The sequence below is a fragment of the Escherichia sp. TC-EC600-tetX4 genome (genome assembly GCF_019356055.1).
Classification (GTDB): domain Bacteria; phylum Pseudomonadota; class Gammaproteobacteria; order Enterobacterales; family Enterobacteriaceae.
Window position 1 is genome coordinate 2,696,980 of sequence record NZ_CP079924.1, and the last position, 15,943, is coordinate 2,712,922.

The window sequence follows — 15,943 nt, forward strand, 5'->3', positions numbered from 1 at the left end:
AGCAAGGATGTGGCTAATGAGTCAGGACAGTAAAGTTTTCTTTCGTATATTCCTCGGTATCGGTCTGGTACTGATCCTCATTTCTGTTGTTGTCTTTTATAACCAGTTCACCTATAGCAAAGACGCGATTCATACCGAAGGCGTCATTGTTGATACCGTCTGGCACTCCAGTCATTCTCATCGCACGGGTAAAGATGGTTCGTGGTATCCCGTCGTTGCCTTTCGACCGACGCCAGATTACACGCTAATTTTCAATTCGAGTATCGGCAGCGATTTTTATGAAGACAGCGAAGGCGATAAAGTTAATGTTTATTATTCTCCCGGGCATCCTGAAAAGGCTGAGATAAATAACCCGTGGGTTAATTTTTTTAAATGGGGGTTTATCGGCATTATGGGCGTTATTTTTATCGCCGTCGGTTTATTAATAAGTATGCCCTCCTCTAAAAAATCACGCAGGAAACGGAAGTCCCGCCCATGAAAAAATTCATTATACTGCTCAGTTTACTGATACTCCTGCCTCTGACAGCAGCCAGCAAGCCATTAATTCCAATAATGAAGACACTTTTTACGGACGTTACCGGTACTGTACCAGATGCTGAAGAGATCGCGCATAAAGCCGAGCTTTTTCGCCAACAAACGGGAATTGCACCGTTTATTGTGGTTTTACCCGACATTAATAATGAAGCCAGTCTCAGACAAAATGGTAAAGCGATGCTGGCGCATGCGTCATCTTCATTGAGTGATGTAAAAGGAAGTGTTCTGTTACTATTTACTACCCGCGAACCACGGTTAATTATGATCACCAACGGCCAGGTTGAAAGTGGTCTGGACGATAAACATCTCGGCCTTCTGATAGAAAATCACACGCTGGCTTATTTAAATGCAGATCTCTGGTATCAGGGAATCAATAATGCATTGGCTGTTCTACAAGCACAGATATTAAAACAATCGACGCCGCCACTAACGTATTATCCGCATCCAGGACAACAGCATGAAAATGCTCCCCCCGGCAGCACCAACACATTAGGTTTTATCGCCTGGGCTGCGACGTTTATCTTATTTTCCAGGATCTTTTACTACACGACTCGTTTTATTTATGCGTTAAAATTTGCAGTGGCGATGACTATTGCCAATATGGGTTATCAGGCTTTATGTTTGTATATCGATAATAGCTTTGCGATTACCAGAATATCGCCACTCTGGGCAGGGCTAATTGGTGTCTGTACGTTTATTGCCGCATTGTTATTGACGAGTAAACGATAAAAGAGGCCGGAAAAGTGCGCGTGTATTATTCCGGATGGGGCGCGAACGCCTTATCCGGCCCACAAAACCCGCAAATTCAATTAATTGCGTCCCCTTGCAGGCCTGATAAGCGTAGTGCATCAGGCAATGCTTCCCGCTTTTAATCCCTTCAGCAACTTTTCAACAAACTCAGGCACCACCTGGCTTGCCGGGCCGTAATATTTCTCGGCAAATTCATTACCAACCTGACTCGGTTCAAGATTCAGTTCCACGGTGTGCGCGCCATGCAGTTTCGCTTCGTGAACAAACCCAGCCGCCGGATAAACATGCCCGGATGTGCCAATGGCAATGAAAATATCGGCCATCGACAACGCCATATAAATTTCATCCATGCCGAGTGGCATTTCGCCAAACCACACTACGTGCGGGCGCAAGGGTGCCGGAAACTGGCAACAATGGCATTTATCTTCTGGGGTAACGTCTCCTGTCCAGTCGAGAACCTGACCACTTTGTGAACAACGCACTTTCAGCAGTTCCCCATGCATATGAATCACATTGGTATTACCTGCGCGTTCATGCAGGTTGTCGATATTCTGCGTCACCAGCAAAAAGCGATCGCCGAGGGCGTCTTGCAGTTTAGCCAGCGCAAGATGCGCGGCGTTAGGCTGAATTTCTGGCTGCTGCAGCTGTCGACGACGGGCGTTATAAAACGCTTGCACCAGTTCAGGATCGCGATCGAAACCTTCCGGCGTTGCCACATCTTCAACCCGATGTTCTTCCCACAGGCCATCTGCGGCGCGAAAGGTACGAATACCTGATTCCGCAGAAATTCCTGCCCCTGTCAGTACGAGTACTCTTGGTTTTTCCATTGCTTCCGGCACCACTTTATCTCTGAAAAAAATACGCTGACGCAAACGCTCGCGCAGGCGGCGTTTATTTTTACGAAAACGACTTAACCGATGACCCCGACGCGACAGCATAGCAACCTCTGTTGTTTAATCGGTTAGATGTAGGAAGGCCGCACCACGCATTCCTCCCGCATCACCGTGGCGCGCGCGTTCAATGCGCGGAACACGAGCTACAGGTAAGAGATGACGAGGCAGCCTGTCCGCCAGTTGCGTTGTGATTGCCGGGAAATTCGATAAGCCACCACCAATGACGACCAGGTCAGGGTCAACGATGGTCAGGATATTTCCCAGACAAACCGCTAATAAATCCAGATAACGCTCAACGTGCGCCCTTGCCTGCTCATCGCCTTGATCATAAAGCGCAATAATTTCGGGAGCCTGCAACGGTTGATGATAATAGTGTTGATACAGCCACGCAAAACCGCGACCAGACAGATAATTTTCAATGCAGCCATGCTGACCACAGCCGCAGCGGCGTAACGGGAAATCCAACCCCATCATGGTTAACGCATCAACCGGCAGACGCATATGGCCAAACTCGCCGGTAATGTAGCTTTTACCGGTAATCGGTTTGCCGTTGAAAATCAGCCCGCCGCCAACACCGGTGCCGAGAATCAACCCCATCACCAGTGGATATTGAGTAAATTCATCATCCCAGGCTTCTGAAAGGGCAAAACAGTTGGCATCGTTATCAAGGCGTACATCGCGATCAAGACGTGCGCTCAGGTCGGCACGCAGCGGTTTACCGCTGGCAGCGGGGACATTGGCGGCATACAGCGTACCATCTTCTGTTTCCGGCATTCCCGGAATACCGATGCCGACAGAACCTTTACAGCCAAAACGTTGGTCAGCTTCAGCTACCAGCTCACACACTGCATCTAAAAATGCGTCATAGCTGTCACGCGGTGTCGGCACCCGCTTTTCCCACTGCAACTGCCGACCGCTATCAAACACGCCAAGCGCAATTTTTGTTCCACCAATATCAAACCCGTAATACATTGCCGCTCCTTGTTTTAATGTACTGCCTTTACTGGCCGCTAAGGACTCGCGCAGGGTCAATATTACTGGCGCGCCGCGCCGGATACCAACTTGCCAAAAGACTCAGCAACAATGCTGTGACCAGTACGTAGAAGACGTCCAGCCAGTGCAATTCCGATGGCAGGAAATCAATAAAATAGATATCGCTGGAGAGGAACTGATGACCGATCAACTTTTCAATCCACTCAATAATCGGGGTAAGTTGCAGTGAAACCACTACGCCGATAATCACACCACACAGGCTGCCGAACAGCCCTGCCAGCAATCCATACCAGACAAAGATGGCGCGAATTAAACCATCTTTCGCCCCCAGCGTTCTTAATACTGCGATATCGCCACTCTTGTCTTTCACCGCCATCACTAAGGTGGAGACGATGTTGAAACAGGCCACGCCAATCACCAGTACCATCGCCAGATACATAATGGCGCGGATCATTTGGATATCGCGATACATATAGCCGTAAGTACCAATCCAGCTTTTAATATAAACATAGCTGTTGGTCACTTCACCCGCATCGCGTACCAGCTTATTGGCGTTGAAAACATCCGTCATTTTAAGGGCAATACCTGACACGCTGGAACCCATATCAAGATATTGTTGGGCATCCGCCAGCGGGATCATGGCAAAACTGTGATCGAGTTGACCACTCAACTGCAAAATACCGGCAACGTGCAAACGCACACGTTTTGGCTGCATCAGTTTATGCTCGGGATTCGAGTTGGGGATCATAATCGACACCCAATCCCCCTGCTTCACTTTCAGCGCATCCGCCACGCCTTTGCCGATGATAATTTGCTGTTCGCCCGCTTTAAAATTGCGCCACGCATCGCCCTGGACAAACGAGGGTAATGCGCTCAGACGCTGTTCCTGTTGCGGGTTAACGCCCTTCACCTGGATTGCGCGAAGATTCGCGCCACTTTCCACCAGCCCGGTGAAATTGATATACGGCGCGGCAGCGGCAATACCCGGCACTTTTTGCACGTGATCCAGTGCTTCCTGCCAGTTAGTCCACGGCTGATCCACCGCCTCGATTTCACCATGCGGCACCACCGCCAGAATACGGTTGTTCAGTTCGCGTTCAAAGCCGTTCATCGCGCTTAAGCCGACGATCAATACCGCCACGCCGAGGGCAATGCCAATGGTAGAAATAACGGAGATCAGCGACACCATGCCGCCGCGCCGCCGTCCGCGACTAAAACGCAGGCCAATTAATAACGATAAAGGCATCGCCATTACTCCGCCCCCATCAGGCTCAGTTCCGCCGTCAGACGACCATCACGCATTTCTAACTGGCGGCTCATACGTTTCGCCAGTTGCAGGTCGTGAGTAACCACCAGGAAGGCGGTGCCCTGCAAGCGATTCAATTCCCCAAGCAACTGGAAGATGCTGTCGGCGTTACGCGCATCGAGGTTACCGGTAGGTTCATCCGCCAGTACCAGGCGCGGGTTATTCACCAGCGCACGGGCAATCGCCACACGCTGGCGTTCGCCGCCAGAAAGTTCAGATGGGCGGTGATTCGCACGATGATCCAGCCCCACCGCTTTTAACATCTCAAGTGCACGGCTGTTGATTTCAGCGGGCTTTTTCTTGCCAATCAGCAGCGGCATAGCCACGTTTTCCAGGGCGGTAAAATCCGGCAGCAGGTGGTGAAACTGATAAATAAAGCCCAGCTTCTGGTTGCGCAGTTCAGCTTTCGCTGCCGACGACAGTTTGCTCATTGGCTGACCATTAAAAATCACATCGCCGGAGGTTGGCGTATCCAGCCCGCCCAGCAGGTGCAGCAAGGTACTTTTACCGGAACCAGAGCTACCGACGATCGCCATCATTTCACCTTCGCCGACGCTGAAACTGACATTGTGCAGCACATCGGTTTGCACACTGCCTTCCTGATAGCGTTTGCACAGGTTGTCGCATTGCAACAGGATCTTATTCATAACGTAAAGCCTCAGCGGGTTGAGTGGCGGCAGCGCGCCATGAAGGGTAAAGCGTAGACAGCAGCGCGATAGCCATCGCCACCAGCGCAATAACAATGACCTGTAAAGGTTCGATAGCCACCGGCAGCGCCGCGCCATCAAGCAGGACGCCGATTATCGGCATCAGATTATTTAACTGGCTGGCAAGCAGGGCGCCAAGCGCCGCTCCGAGGATCGCACCGATAATCCCGGCGCTGGCCCCTTGCACCATAAAGACCATCATGATTTGTCGCGGAGTTAAGCCTTGCGTTTGCAGGATCGCTACTTCGCCCTGCTTCTCCATTACCATCAGCCCTAGTGAGGTAATAATGTTAAACGCCGCAACGGCGACAATCAGGCTCAGCAGTAAACCCATCATATTTTTTTCCATGCGTACGGCCTGGAACAACTCGCCTTTACGATCACGCCAGTCCTGCCATTTGCTGCCTTCAGGCAGTTTTTGCTGACTTAATGAGTCGACTTTCAGCGGCTCATCCAGCCACAAACGCCAGCCGGTAATATTGCCTGCCGGATAACGCATCAGACGCGAGGCATCCTCAATATTCACCAGCATTTCATAGCCATCGACTTCACTGTTGGCGGCGAAAGTGCCAATCACATTGAACAGGCGCTGGCTTGGAATACGCCCCATCGGCGTGAACTGGCTGGCAGATGGTACCATCACGCGGATTTGATCACCGCGATTAACGCCTAGCTGTGAGGCAAGTTGTTCGCCGAGGATGACATTATATTTCCCCGGCTCGAGGTCAGTTTGTTTCACATTGACCAGATACGGTGTAAGTGGATCTTTTTGCGCCGGGTCGATACCGAGCATCACCCCGACCGCCACGCTGCGCGCGCTTTGCAGTACCACATCACCGGTAGTAATAGGTGCGACGCGATTAACGCCGTCCAGTTTGACTGCCGTTTCTGGGAGTTGCTGCGGGTTAAGAGAGCCATGCTCAGAAGAGAGAATTGCCTGTGGCATCAGGCCAAGGATGTTGTTTTGCAGCTCGCGCTCAAAGCCGTTCATCACTGACAATACTGTGACCAGCGCCATCACCCCGAGGGTAATGCCGATGGTAGAAAGCCAGGAGACGAAACGACCGAAGCGATCCGCTGCACGCCCACGCATGTAACGCAGGCCAATAAATAGAGCGACAGGTTGGTACATGAAATCCGTCTGGTTGCTGTAGCAAAGACACGAGTATATAAGCGAAAGCAAGATGGGTAAACGTCTGAACTGTAAGTGATCGTCAGGGCTAATCTGAAAAGCCCCCGTAAATCAATCGGCTAAATTGCCATGTTTTATCATCAATCTTGCCGCCTGATCTTAATCTGAAAAATCATCCAATACAGACAGATACCCATTACACCTCGGGTCATAACCCGCAGGATCAACCGCATGTAAATTAAAAAAGAGCGTGTTGTCCTGATGAAACAAAAAGAGCTATGGATTAACCAGATCAAAGGGTTATGTATTTGTCTGGTGGTGATTTATCACTCGGTCATTACCTTTTATCCGCATCTGACCACTTTTCAGCATCCGTTATCGGAAGTCCTGAGCAAATGCTGGATCTATTTCAATCTTTACCTTGCCCCCTTTCGTATGCCGGTTTTTTTCTTTATATCCGGCTATTTGATTCGCCGCTATATCGACAGCGTACCGTGGGGAAATTGTCTCGATAAACGGATCTGGAACATCTTCTGGGTGCTGGCGCTTTGGGGCGTGGTGCAGTGGCTGGCGTTAAGTGCGCTGAACCAGTGGCTGGCACCTGAGCGCGATTTAAGCAATGCCTCCAATGCCGCTTATGCCGATTCCACCGGTGAGTTCCTGCACGGGATGATCACCGCCAGCACCAGCTTGTGGTATCTGTATGCGTTAATTGTCTATTTCGTGGTATGTAAAATTTTTAGCCGTCTGGCGCTGCCACTATTCGCCTTGTTTGTACTGCTGAGTGTGGCGGTTAATTTCGTTCCCACGCCGTGGTGGGGAATGAACAGTGTGATCCGCAATTTGCCTTATTACAGCCTTGGCGCATGGTTTGGCGCAACAATAATGACCTGTGTTAAAGAGGTGCCGTTGCGCCGCCATCTGCTGATGGCTTCTTTGCTTACCGTTCTGGCGGTCGGTGCCTGGTTGTTTACTATCTCGCTGCTGTTGTCGCTGGTATCGATTGTGGTGATCATGAAGCTGTTTTATCAATACGAGCAACGATTCGGTATGCGCTCCACCAGCCTGCTGAATGTGATTGGCTCCAACACCATTGCTATCTACACCACCCATCGCATTCTGGTTGAAATATTCAGCTTAACTCTGCTTGCGCAAATGAACGCAGCACGCTGGTCGCCGCAAGTCGAACTGACACTCCTGCTGGTTTATCCCTTTGTCAGTTTGTTCATCTGTACTGTTGCGGGCTTGCTGGTAAGAAAACTTTCACAGCGTGCATTCAGCGATCTGTTGTTCTCCCCGCCTTCACTGCCCGCTGCCGTCAGTTACTCCCGCTAAGCCATCGCCCCAGCCGGGGCGATTCAATTTGCTAAACCATGTCGATTACGGATAATGAACAGCATTGCTTATCAGAGATATGCCCCCATATGTTGAGGCATATCCTAACGAGAATCTGACAACCGTTATGCCTGAACAATATCGTTATACGCTGCCCGTCAAAGCGGGTGAGCAGCGTCTGCTGGGCGAGTTAACCGGCGCAGCCTGTGCAACGCTGGTAGCGGAAATTGCCGAACGTCACGCCGGTCCGGTGGTACTCATTGCACCAGATATGCAAAATGCTCTGCGTTTGCATGATGAAATCAGCCAGTTTACCGATCAAATGGTGATGAATCTGGCGGACTGGGAAACTCTTCCCTACGACAGTTTTTCGCCTCATCAGGACATTATCTCCTCGCGCCTTTCCACCCTTTACCAGCTACCGACGATGCAGCGTGGCGTACTGATTGTTCCGGTGAATACGCTTATGCAGCGCGTTTGCCCACACAGTTTTCTCCACGGTCATGCGCTGGTGATGAAAAAAGGTCAGCGCCTGTCACGAGATGCATTACGAACCCAACTGGACAGCGCCGGTTATCGCCATGTTGACCAGGTGATGGAGCACGGCGAATACGCCACGCGCGGCGCGTTGCTGGATCTCTTCCCGATGGGGAGTGAGCTGCCTTATCGTCTTGATTTCTTTGATGATGAAATCGACAGCCTGCGGGTGTTTGACGTCGACAGCCAGCGCACGCTGGAGGAAGTAGAAGCGATCAATCTGCTGCCCGCGCACGAATTTCCGACCGATAAAGCGGCAATTGAACTGTTCCGCAGCCAGTGGCGCGATACCTTCGAAGTGAAGCGCGATCCAGAACATATTTACCAGCAAGTGAGTAAAGGCACATTACCTGCCGGGATCGAGTACTGGCAGCCATTGTTCTTCAGCGAACCACTGCCGCCGCTGTTCAGTTATTTCCCTGCCAATACCTTGCTCGTGAATACTGGCGATCTGGAAACCAGTGCCGAACGTTTCCAGGCTGACACGCTGGCGCGTTTTGAGAATCGCGGCGTCGATCCGATGCGCCCGCTGTTGCCACCACAATCGCTCTGGCTGCGGGTGGACGAGCTCTTCTCAGAGCTGAAAAACTGGCCCCGGGTGCAGCTAAAAACTGAACATTTACCGACAAAAGCCGCGAATGCCAATTTAGGTTTCCAGAAACTGCCAGACCTGGCCGTTCAGGCACAACAAAAAGCGCCGCTGGATGCGCTGCGTAAGTTCCTCGAGACTTTCGACGGTCCGGTGGTGTTCTCGGTAGAAAGTGAAGGTCGCCGTGAAGCGCTGGGTGAACTGCTCGCACGAATTAAAATTGCTCCGCAACGCATTATGCGTCTTGATGAAGCCAGCGACCGTGGGCGTTATCTGATGATTGGCGCTGCCGAACATGGTTTTGTCGATACGGTGCGTAATCTGGCGCTGATTTGCGAAAGCGATCTGCTCGGTGAACGCGTTGCCCGTCGTCGTCAGGATTCTCGCCGCACCATCAACCCCGATACACTGATCCGTAACCTTGCGGAACTGCATATTGGTCAGCCGGTGGTCCATCTGGAGCACGGCGTCGGTCGTTATGCCGGAATGACCACGCTGGAAGCGGGTGGCATTACTGGCGAGTATCTGATGCTCACCTATGCCAACGACGCCAAACTGTATGTTCCGGTGTCGTCACTGCATCTGATTAGCCGTTACGCAGGTGGCGCGGAAGAAAACGCCCCGCTGCATAAACTTGGCGGCGATGCGTGGTCACGCGCGCGGCAGAAAGCGGCGGAAAAAGTGCGTGATGTGGCGGCGGAATTGCTGGATATCTACGCGCAACGCGCCGCCAAAGAGGGCTTCGCGTTTAAACACGATCGTGAGCAGTATCAGTTGTTCTGCGACAGCTTCCCGTTTGAAACCACGCCGGATCAGGCGCAGGCCATTAATGCGGTACTTAGCGACATGTGTCAGCCGCTGGCAATGGATCGTCTGGTGTGCGGCGATGTTGGCTTTGGTAAAACAGAAGTGGCGATGCGCGCAGCTTTCCTGGCAGTAGATAACCACAAGCAGGTGGCGGTGCTGGTGCCTACCACCCTTCTCGCGCAGCAGCATTACGACAACTTCCGCGACCGTTTCGCCAACTGGCCGGTACGTATCGAAATGATCTCCCGTTTCCGCAGCGCCAAAGAGCAGACGCAAATCCTTGCGGAAGTGGCGGAAGGGAAAATCGATATTCTGATCGGTACGCACAAACTGCTGCAAAGTGACGTCAAGTTTAAAGATTTAGGCCTGCTGATTGTCGATGAAGAACACCGCTTCGGGGTGCGTCATAAAGAGCGCATTAAAGCGATGCGCGCGAACGTGGATATTCTGACGCTTACTGCAACGCCGATCCCACGTACGCTGAATATGGCAATGAGCGGAATGCGTGACCTGTCGATTATCGCCACGCCGCCCGCCCGTCGTCTGGCAGTTAAAACCTTTGTCCGTGAGTATGACAGCATGGTGGTCCGGGAGGCGATCCTGCGTGAAATTTTGCGCGGAGGACAGGTTTATTATCTCTACAATGATGTGGAAAACATTCAGAAAGCCGCCGAACGGCTGGCAGAACTGGTGCCAGAAGCGCGGATCGCCATCGGTCACGGGCAGATGCGCGAGCGCGAACTGGAACGGGTGATGAATGATTTCCATCATCAACGTTTCAACGTGCTGGTTTGTACAACCATTATCGAAACCGGGATCGACATCCCGACAGCCAACACTATTATCATTGAACGCGCGGATCACTTCGGTCTGGCGCAGCTGCACCAGTTACGCGGTCGCGTCGGACGTTCGCATCATCAGGCATATGCATGGTTGCTGACACCGCATCCAAAAGCGATGACTACCGATGCACAAAAACGTCTTGAAGCAATTGCCTCGCTGGAAGATCTCGGGGCAGGTTTTGCGCTGGCAACGCACGATCTGGAGATTCGCGGCGCGGGTGAACTGCTTGGCGAAGAACAAAGCGGCTCAATGGAAACCATCGGTTTCTCGCTGTATATGGAGTTGCTGGAAAACGCCGTCGATGCACTGAAAGCCGGACGCGAGCCGTCGCTGGAAGATCTCACCAGCCAGCAAACAGAAGTCGAGCTGCGGATGCCGTCGCTATTGCCAGATGATTTCATCCCTGACGTGAACACGCGTCTGTCGTTCTACAAACGTATTGCCAGCGCCAAAACGGAAAACGAACTGGAAGAGATCAAAGTCGAGCTTATCGATCGCTTCGGCCTGCTGCCAGATCCGGCGCGTACCCTGCTGGATATTGCCCGTCTGCGCCAGCAAGCGCAGAAACTGGGGATCAGGAAGCTGGAAGGTAATGAGAAAGGCGGGGTGATCGAATTTGCCGAGAAGAATCACGTTAATCCGGCCTGGTTGATTGGTTTGCTGCAAAAACAGCCGCAGCATTACCGCCTTGATGGTCCGACGCGCCTGAAATTTATTCAGGATTTGAGTGAGCGGAAAACGCGTATCGAATGGGTACGCCAGTTTATGCGTGAACTGGAAGAGAACGCGATCGCTTAATGGTAAATCGGGGGCGTTTCTGCGCCCCCATCTGCAACATTTACAAATTCTTTGCACTTCCCTGCACTATCCGACACTGTCACCATCCATAATTCAGGCTTATCTGTTTATTACAATAACCTTATATTTATTATGGATTTTTGGTGATGATCAAAACGCGTTTTTCTCGCTGGCTAACGTTTTTTACGTTCGCCGCTGCCGTGGCGCTGGCGCTACCGGCAAAAGCCAACACCTGGCCGCTGCCGCCAGCGGGCAGTCGTCTGGTTGGCGAAAACAAATTTCATGTGGTGGAAAATGACGGTGGTTCTCTGGAAGCCATCGCCAAAAAATACAACGTCGGCTTTCTCGCTCTGTTACAGGCTAACCCCGGCGTTGATCCTTACGTACCGCGCGCGGGCAGCGTGTTAACGATCCCGTTGCAAACCCTACTTCCAGATGCGCCGCGCGAAGGCATTGTGATCAACATTGCGGAGCTGCGTCTCTATTACTACCCGCCGGGTAAAAATTCGGTAACCGTGTATCCAATAGGTATTGGTCAGTTAGGTGGTGACACGCTGACACCGACAATGGTGACCACCGTTTCAGACAAACGTGCAAACCCAACCTGGACGCCAACGGCAAACATCCGCGCCCGTTATAAAGCACAGGGAATTGAGTTGCCTGCGGTAGTGCCGGCTGGACCGGATAACCCAATGGGCCATCATGCGATTCGTCTGGCGGCCTATGGCGGCGTTTATTTGCTTCATGGTACGAACGCCGATTTCGGCATTGGCATGCGGGTAAGTTCTGGCTGTATTCGTCTGCGGGATGACGATATCAAAACACTCTTTAGCCAGGTCACCCCAGGCACCAAAGTGAATATCATCAACACTCCGATAAAAGTCTCTGCCGAACCAAACGGTGCGCGTCTGGTTGAAGTACATCAGCCGCTGTCAGAGAAGATTGATGACGATCCGCAGCTGCTGCCAATTACGCTGAATAGCGCAATGCAATCATTTAAAGATGCAGCACAAACTGACGCTGAAGTGATGCAACATGTGATGGATGTCCGTTCCGGGATGCCGGTGGATGTCCGCCGTCATCAAGTGAGCCCACAAACGCTGTAAAGCCCGGATAAAAAAATCCCCGCGACACGGCATGTCGCGGGGAAAAAATCAGCAGTAGCAGGCATTAATGAGGGTTAATGCTTATTTATAAATTACTGCTGTTCCATGGAGGGTATTCGGACCGGTTACAGAAGTAATACGGAAAGATTTTGCGCCCATCTCATCCGCTTTTTGCGCCAGCTGCTCTTCCAGCGATCCCAGATTTGTCCCCGCGTTAGCACTGATTGTACCGACTTTTTGTTGGCCTTCTGGCGTTGACTGAACTTCGACAGCCGCAAAGCTGGCAAATGACATGGAGCTTAAAATCGCCGCAGCGATGAGGGTTTTTACGTTTTTCATAATAGTGGCCTTATGCAGATGAATGACGTCGCAAGCAATTACTTAACGATCGATAACTAAATGATAGATGTGATCTGGATCACATACAAGATATTTTTTATAACAATCATTAATTAATTTAAAAATCTTTAAATTTCAGTTAAATAGAAAGCAATTATTTTTATGGGATCTGGACTGGTGAACGGAGGTGATTATTTTTATAATAACCTTTCATTCACAGTCACCAGGTACAACGGCATCATGGCAACTGACTCAACACAATGTGTAAAAAAAAGCCGTGGCCGCCCAAAAGTGTTCGACAGGGATGCCGCGCTTGATAAGGCCATGAAATTGTTCTGGCAACACGGTTATGAAGCGACTTCTCTTGCGGACCTCGTCGAAGCGACCGGAGCCAAAGCGCCCACGCTATACGCGGAATTTACCAACAAAGAGGGGTTATTTCGTGCCGTTCTCGACCGCTATATCGATCGTTTTGCCGCTAAGCATGAAGCACAGCTGTTTTGTGAAGAGAAAAGCGTGGAGTCTGCGCTGGCTGACTATTTTGCTGCCATCGCCAACTGCTTTACCAGCAAAGACACCCCGGCAGGCTGCTTCATGATCAACAACTGCACCACCCTCTCCCCAGATTCAGGAGATATCGCCAATACGTTGAAATCACGCCATGCGATGCAAGAGCGCACTTTGCAGCAGTTTTTATGTCAACGACAAGCGCGCGGGGAAATCCCGCCCCACTGTGACGTGACACATCTGGCAGAATTCCTTAATTGTATTATTCAGGGGATGTCGATCAGCGCACGCGAAGGTGCATCGCTGGAAAAACTGATGCAGATTGCCGGAACGACTTTGCGTTTATGGCCCGAACTGGTGAAATAAGTCGCAAAAAAAGCCCCTCAGCCTGAGCGAATGAGGGGCCAAATTGCAGAGTACAGCCTTGTTATACTTTGTTATTCAAAATCAGTTGCCCGTTGCTATCTAGCGGGATCTGCGTACCCGGATCGCGGTCCATGCGGATTTTGCCCTGCTGATCGCCAATCTTATAGGTCACATCATAACCGAGCATTTTTTCTGACTTGTCATACACCGTTTTACAACGCTGTTGCGTAGTCGTGTAAGTATCGCTTTCCTGGAGAGAGCCCTGGATCTGGTTACCGGCATATCCACCACCCAGCGCCCCCACAACAGTGGCGACATCTTTACCGCGACCACCACCAAACTGATGCCCTATCACGCCGCCAGCAACAGCGCCGAGCACCGACCCGGTAATGCGATTTTCATCCTGCACCGGTCGACGATGGGTCACTGTGACGTTGCGACACTCCTGACGCGGTGTTTTAACCGTTTCCTTGATTGGGGTTGCAGAAACAACCTGAGCGTATTGCGGGCCCCGTTCAAACACGTTCAGACTGGCCACTGCCGCTACGCCCAGCGCAGCTGCGACACCAATCCCGATACCCGCCAACATTGATTTATTCACGGGAACACCTCCTTCTTTGCAGTTATGCCAATCATGCAAGCGAAGGAGAAAAGCAGCTATCAGACAGAAGATGAAAAGCGCGGGAATGGCTGGAAATACTTAAGGATTCGGAGGAGTCTGAAAGGATGCCTGATACAACGCGGCTGCCGATCGCGCTGTTTCTCAAGGGCGGATGAGGCGTTTATGCCACATCCGCCAGTGTACGTCGATTAATGCAACTTCAAACGCGGACGGATAACGCGGTTAATACTCCCCACCAGCATCATTAATCCGGTTTTAAAGTAACCATGCAGCGCAATCTGATGCATTCGGTATAGCGAGATATATACAAAGCGCGCAATTCGTCCTTCAATCATCATTGAGCCGCGCGTCAGGTTACCCATCAGGCTACCGACGGTGGAGAAGTTCGACAGCGATACCAGCGAACCATGATCTTTATACTGATAATTTTTCAGCGGCTTACCGTTCATCTGCGCCAGAATGTTGTTCATTGCGCAAGTCGCCATCTGGTGTGCAGCCTGAGCACGCGGCGGAACAAAGCCCCCTTCCGGACGCGGGCATGACGCGCAGTCGCCAATAGCGTAAATGTCTGGATCGCGGGTGGTTTGCAGCGTCGGTTCCACCACCAGCTGGTTGATACGGTTAGTTTCAAGACCACCGATATCTTTCAGGAAGTCTGGCGCTTTGATCCCGGCTGCCCATACCATCAGATCAGCCTCAATATATTCGCCATCTTTAGTGTGCAGGCCGCCTTCATCAGCACTGGTGACCATGGTTTGCGTCAGCACGCGAACGCCAAGTTTCGTTAGCTCGTTGTGGGCCGCAGCAGAGATACGTGGCGGTAACGCAGGCAAAATACGTTCTCCCGCTTCTACCAGCGTTACGTTCAGGGCTTCGTTGGTCAGGCCTTTGTAACCGTAGCTGTGCAGTTGCTTGACCGCGTTGTGCAATTCAGCGGAGAGTTCTACACCCGTCGCGCCGCCGCCGACAATCGCAATGTTCACTTTGCCATTCGCGCCCAGGTTGGCGGAGTATTTCAGGAACAAATTCAGCATCTCCTGGTGGAAGCGACGCGCCTGGTGCGGGTTATCGAGGAAAATGCAGTTCTCTTTGACACCTGGCGTATTGAAATCGTTAGAGGTGCTACCCAGCGCCATTACCAGGGTGTCATAGGCGATTTTACGTTCCGGAACCAGCAGTTCACCTTTCTCGTCGCGCAGTTCTGCAATAGTGATTGTTTTCGCTTCACGATCAATATCAATGACGGAACCCAGCTGGAACTGGAAACCATGATTGCGCGCATGGGCCAGATAGCTCAACGCATCGACGCCTTCATCAAGCGAGCCAGTCGCCACTTCGTGCAGCAGCGGTTTCCACAGGTGGCTGTGGTTACGATCGACCAGCGTAATTTTGGCTTTTTTCTTGCGTCCCAGCTTATGCCCCAGCTGTGTTGCCATTTCCAGCCCACCAGCACCGCCGCCGACAATCACAATCTTTTTCAATGGCGTAGTCAACGTGACCCCCTTAAATTTATTAACCAATTGTTAATTAATGGTTATTAACATAGCTCTTAATTAACAACAGGTTACAGCAATGAAAATGTTCTTCGCTATTGAGAATAACATGAATGGTGCATTGGTCATACCAAAATTGATGTTAATCAAGTTTTGTTGCTGAAAAGATAGGCGACTTTACCGGGTGAGATCAAAAAACAGAGTTTATTGTTTATTATTTGAGCGAATTTGTGAGAGTGATATAGAGTGAGGGGTGTATGCAGGGCGTTCGGTAGGCCTGATAAGA

At 51.3% G+C, this 15,943-nt stretch carries 14 protein-coding genes; 6 read left to right on the forward strand and 8 right to left on the reverse strand.

Annotated elements, in window-relative coordinates; all coding sequences use genetic code 11:
• The first annotated feature begins 16 nt into the window (after positions 1–16).
• Positions 17–478 (forward strand): DUF3592 domain-containing protein, encoded by a 462-nt coding sequence (locus KXD89_RS13160; protein ID WP_000076376.1) that lies wholly within the window; start codon positions 17–19, stop codon positions 476–478.
• Positions 475–1,263, forward strand: coding sequence for a YgcG family protein (locus tag KXD89_RS13165; protein ID WP_000713462.1), 789 nt, complete (start codon positions 475–477; stop codon positions 1,261–1,263). Before KXD89_RS13160 ends, KXD89_RS13165 begins: the two co-directional genes overlap by 4 nt.
• 119 nt (positions 1,264–1,382) lie before the next feature.
• Here the strand turns inward: KXD89_RS13165 and cobB are convergent, their stop codons facing one another.
• Genes cobB through lolC form a run of 5 tightly spaced genes read right to left on the reverse strand, consistent with a single transcriptional unit; the run spans position 1,383 to position 6,315 of the window.
• On the reverse strand, positions 1,383–2,222 hold the full coding sequence (cobB, locus tag KXD89_RS13170) for a Sir2 family NAD+-dependent deacetylase (protein ID WP_000952737.1): 840 nt from the start codon (positions 2,220–2,222) through the stop codon (positions 1,383–1,385).
• Between the two features lie 15 nt (positions 2,223–2,237).
• Positions 2,238–3,149 carry an N-acetylglucosamine kinase gene (gene nagK / locus KXD89_RS13175; protein WP_000291270.1) on the reverse strand — a complete coding sequence of 304 codons (912 nt, stop codon included), beginning with the start codon at positions 3,147–3,149 and terminating at the stop codon, positions 2,238–2,240.
• Between the two features lie 28 nt (positions 3,150–3,177).
• Positions 3,178–4,422 (reverse strand): lipoprotein-releasing ABC transporter permease subunit LolE, encoded by a 1,245-nt coding sequence (lolE, locus tag KXD89_RS13180; RefSeq protein WP_001251348.1) that lies wholly within the window; start codon positions 4,420–4,422, stop codon positions 3,178–3,180.
• Positions 4,422–5,123, reverse strand: coding sequence for a lipoprotein-releasing ABC transporter ATP-binding protein LolD (gene lolD / locus KXD89_RS13185; RefSeq protein WP_001033694.1), 702 nt, complete (start codon positions 5,121–5,123; stop codon positions 4,422–4,424). Before lolD ends, lolE begins: the two co-directional genes overlap by 1 nt.
• Positions 5,116–6,315: a lipoprotein-releasing ABC transporter permease subunit LolC gene (lolC, locus tag KXD89_RS13190; protein WP_000284714.1), complete on the reverse strand. Its 1,200-nt coding sequence runs from the start codon at positions 6,313–6,315 to the stop codon at positions 5,116–5,118. The genes lolD and lolC overlap by 8 nt, the downstream gene beginning before the upstream one ends.
• Positions 6,316–6,576: 261 nt before the next feature.
• Between lolC and KXD89_RS13195 the strand changes: the two genes are divergently transcribed.
• The 3 genes from KXD89_RS13195 to ldtC all read left to right on the forward strand — a co-directional run bounded on the left by KXD89_RS13195 (position 6,577) and on the right by ldtC (position 12,330).
• A complete protein-coding gene (locus KXD89_RS13195) occupies positions 6,577–7,650 on the forward strand; it encodes an acyltransferase family protein (RefSeq protein WP_000810253.1) in 1,074 nt (357 codons plus the stop codon).
• 127 nt (positions 7,651–7,777) lie between these two features.
• Positions 7,778–11,224 carry a transcription-repair coupling factor gene (mfd, locus tag KXD89_RS13200; RefSeq protein ID WP_001115094.1) on the forward strand — a complete coding sequence of 1,149 codons (3,447 nt, stop codon included), beginning with the start codon at positions 7,778–7,780 and terminating at the stop codon, positions 11,222–11,224.
• A gap of 143 nt (positions 11,225–11,367) precedes the next feature.
• Positions 11,368–12,330, forward strand: a complete 963-nt coding sequence (ldtC, locus tag KXD89_RS13205) for a L,D-transpeptidase LdtC (RefSeq protein WP_001300895.1) — start codon at positions 11,368–11,370, stop codon at positions 12,328–12,330.
• Positions 12,331–12,411: 81 nt separating this feature from the next.
• Here ldtC and bhsA read toward each other — a convergent pair whose 3' ends face one another.
• Positions 12,412–12,669 carry a multiple stress resistance protein BhsA gene (gene bhsA, locus KXD89_RS13210; RefSeq protein ID WP_000800153.1) on the reverse strand — a complete coding sequence of 86 codons (258 nt, stop codon included), beginning with the start codon at positions 12,667–12,669 and terminating at the stop codon, positions 12,412–12,414.
• Between the two features lie 240 nt (positions 12,670–12,909).
• Here bhsA and comR point away from each other — a divergent pair, with 240 nt between their 5' ends.
• The gene (comR, locus tag KXD89_RS13215; protein WP_001336528.1) at positions 12,910–13,542 is read left to right on the forward strand and encodes a TetR family copper-responsive transcriptional repressor ComR; all 633 of its coding nucleotides are present in this window, start codon (positions 12,910–12,912) and stop codon (positions 13,540–13,542) included.
• Between the two features lie 61 nt (positions 13,543–13,603).
• Here comR and KXD89_RS13220 read toward each other — a convergent pair whose 3' ends face one another.
• On the reverse strand, positions 13,604–14,143 hold the full coding sequence (locus KXD89_RS13220; protein WP_001043459.1) for a glycine zipper 2TM domain-containing protein: 540 nt from the start codon (positions 14,141–14,143) through the stop codon (positions 13,604–13,606).
• Between the two features lie 209 nt (positions 14,144–14,352).
• Entirely contained in the window at positions 14,353–15,657 is a 1,305-nt protein-coding gene (gene ndh, locus KXD89_RS13225; RefSeq protein WP_000211045.1) for an NADH-quinone dehydrogenase, read from the reverse strand.
• Positions 15,658–15,943 lie beyond the last annotated feature (286 nt).

What these genes read in the sequence shown, in the direction of transcription:
- lolC (WP_000284714.1), bottom strand. Translation starts at nt 6,315, where the DNA reads ATGTACCAACCTGTCGCTCTATTTATTGGCCTGCGTTACATGCGTGGG.
- KXD89_RS13165 (WP_000713462.1), top strand. Translation starts at nt 475, where the DNA reads ATGAAAAAATTCATTATACTGCTCAGTTTACTGATACTCCTGCCTCTG.
- lolD (WP_001033694.1), bottom strand. Translation starts at nt 5,123, where the DNA reads ATGAATAAGATCCTGTTGCAATGCGACAACCTGTGCAAACGCTATCAG.
- nagK (WP_000291270.1), bottom strand. Translation starts at nt 3,149, where the DNA reads ATGTATTACGGGTTTGATATTGGTGGAACAAAAATTGCGCTTGGCGTG.
- KXD89_RS13160 (WP_000076376.1), top strand. Translation starts at nt 17, where the DNA reads ATGAGTCAGGACAGTAAAGTTTTCTTTCGTATATTCCTCGGTATCGGT.
- cobB (WP_000952737.1), bottom strand. Translation starts at nt 2,222, where the DNA reads ATGCTGTCGCGTCGGGGTCATCGGTTAAGTCGTTTTCGTAAAAATAAA.
- mfd (WP_001115094.1), top strand. Translation starts at nt 7,778, where the DNA reads ATGCCTGAACAATATCGTTATACGCTGCCCGTCAAAGCGGGTGAGCAG.
- KXD89_RS13195 (WP_000810253.1), top strand. Translation starts at nt 6,577, where the DNA reads ATGAAACAAAAAGAGCTATGGATTAACCAGATCAAAGGGTTATGTATT.
- bhsA (WP_000800153.1), bottom strand. Translation starts at nt 12,669, where the DNA reads ATGAAAAACGTAAAAACCCTCATCGCTGCGGCGATTTTAAGCTCCATG.
- lolE (WP_001251348.1), bottom strand. Translation starts at nt 4,422, where the DNA reads ATGGCGATGCCTTTATCGTTATTAATTGGCCTGCGTTTTAGTCGCGGA.
- comR (WP_001336528.1), top strand. Translation starts at nt 12,910, where the DNA reads ATGGCAACTGACTCAACACAATGTGTAAAAAAAAGCCGTGGCCGCCCA.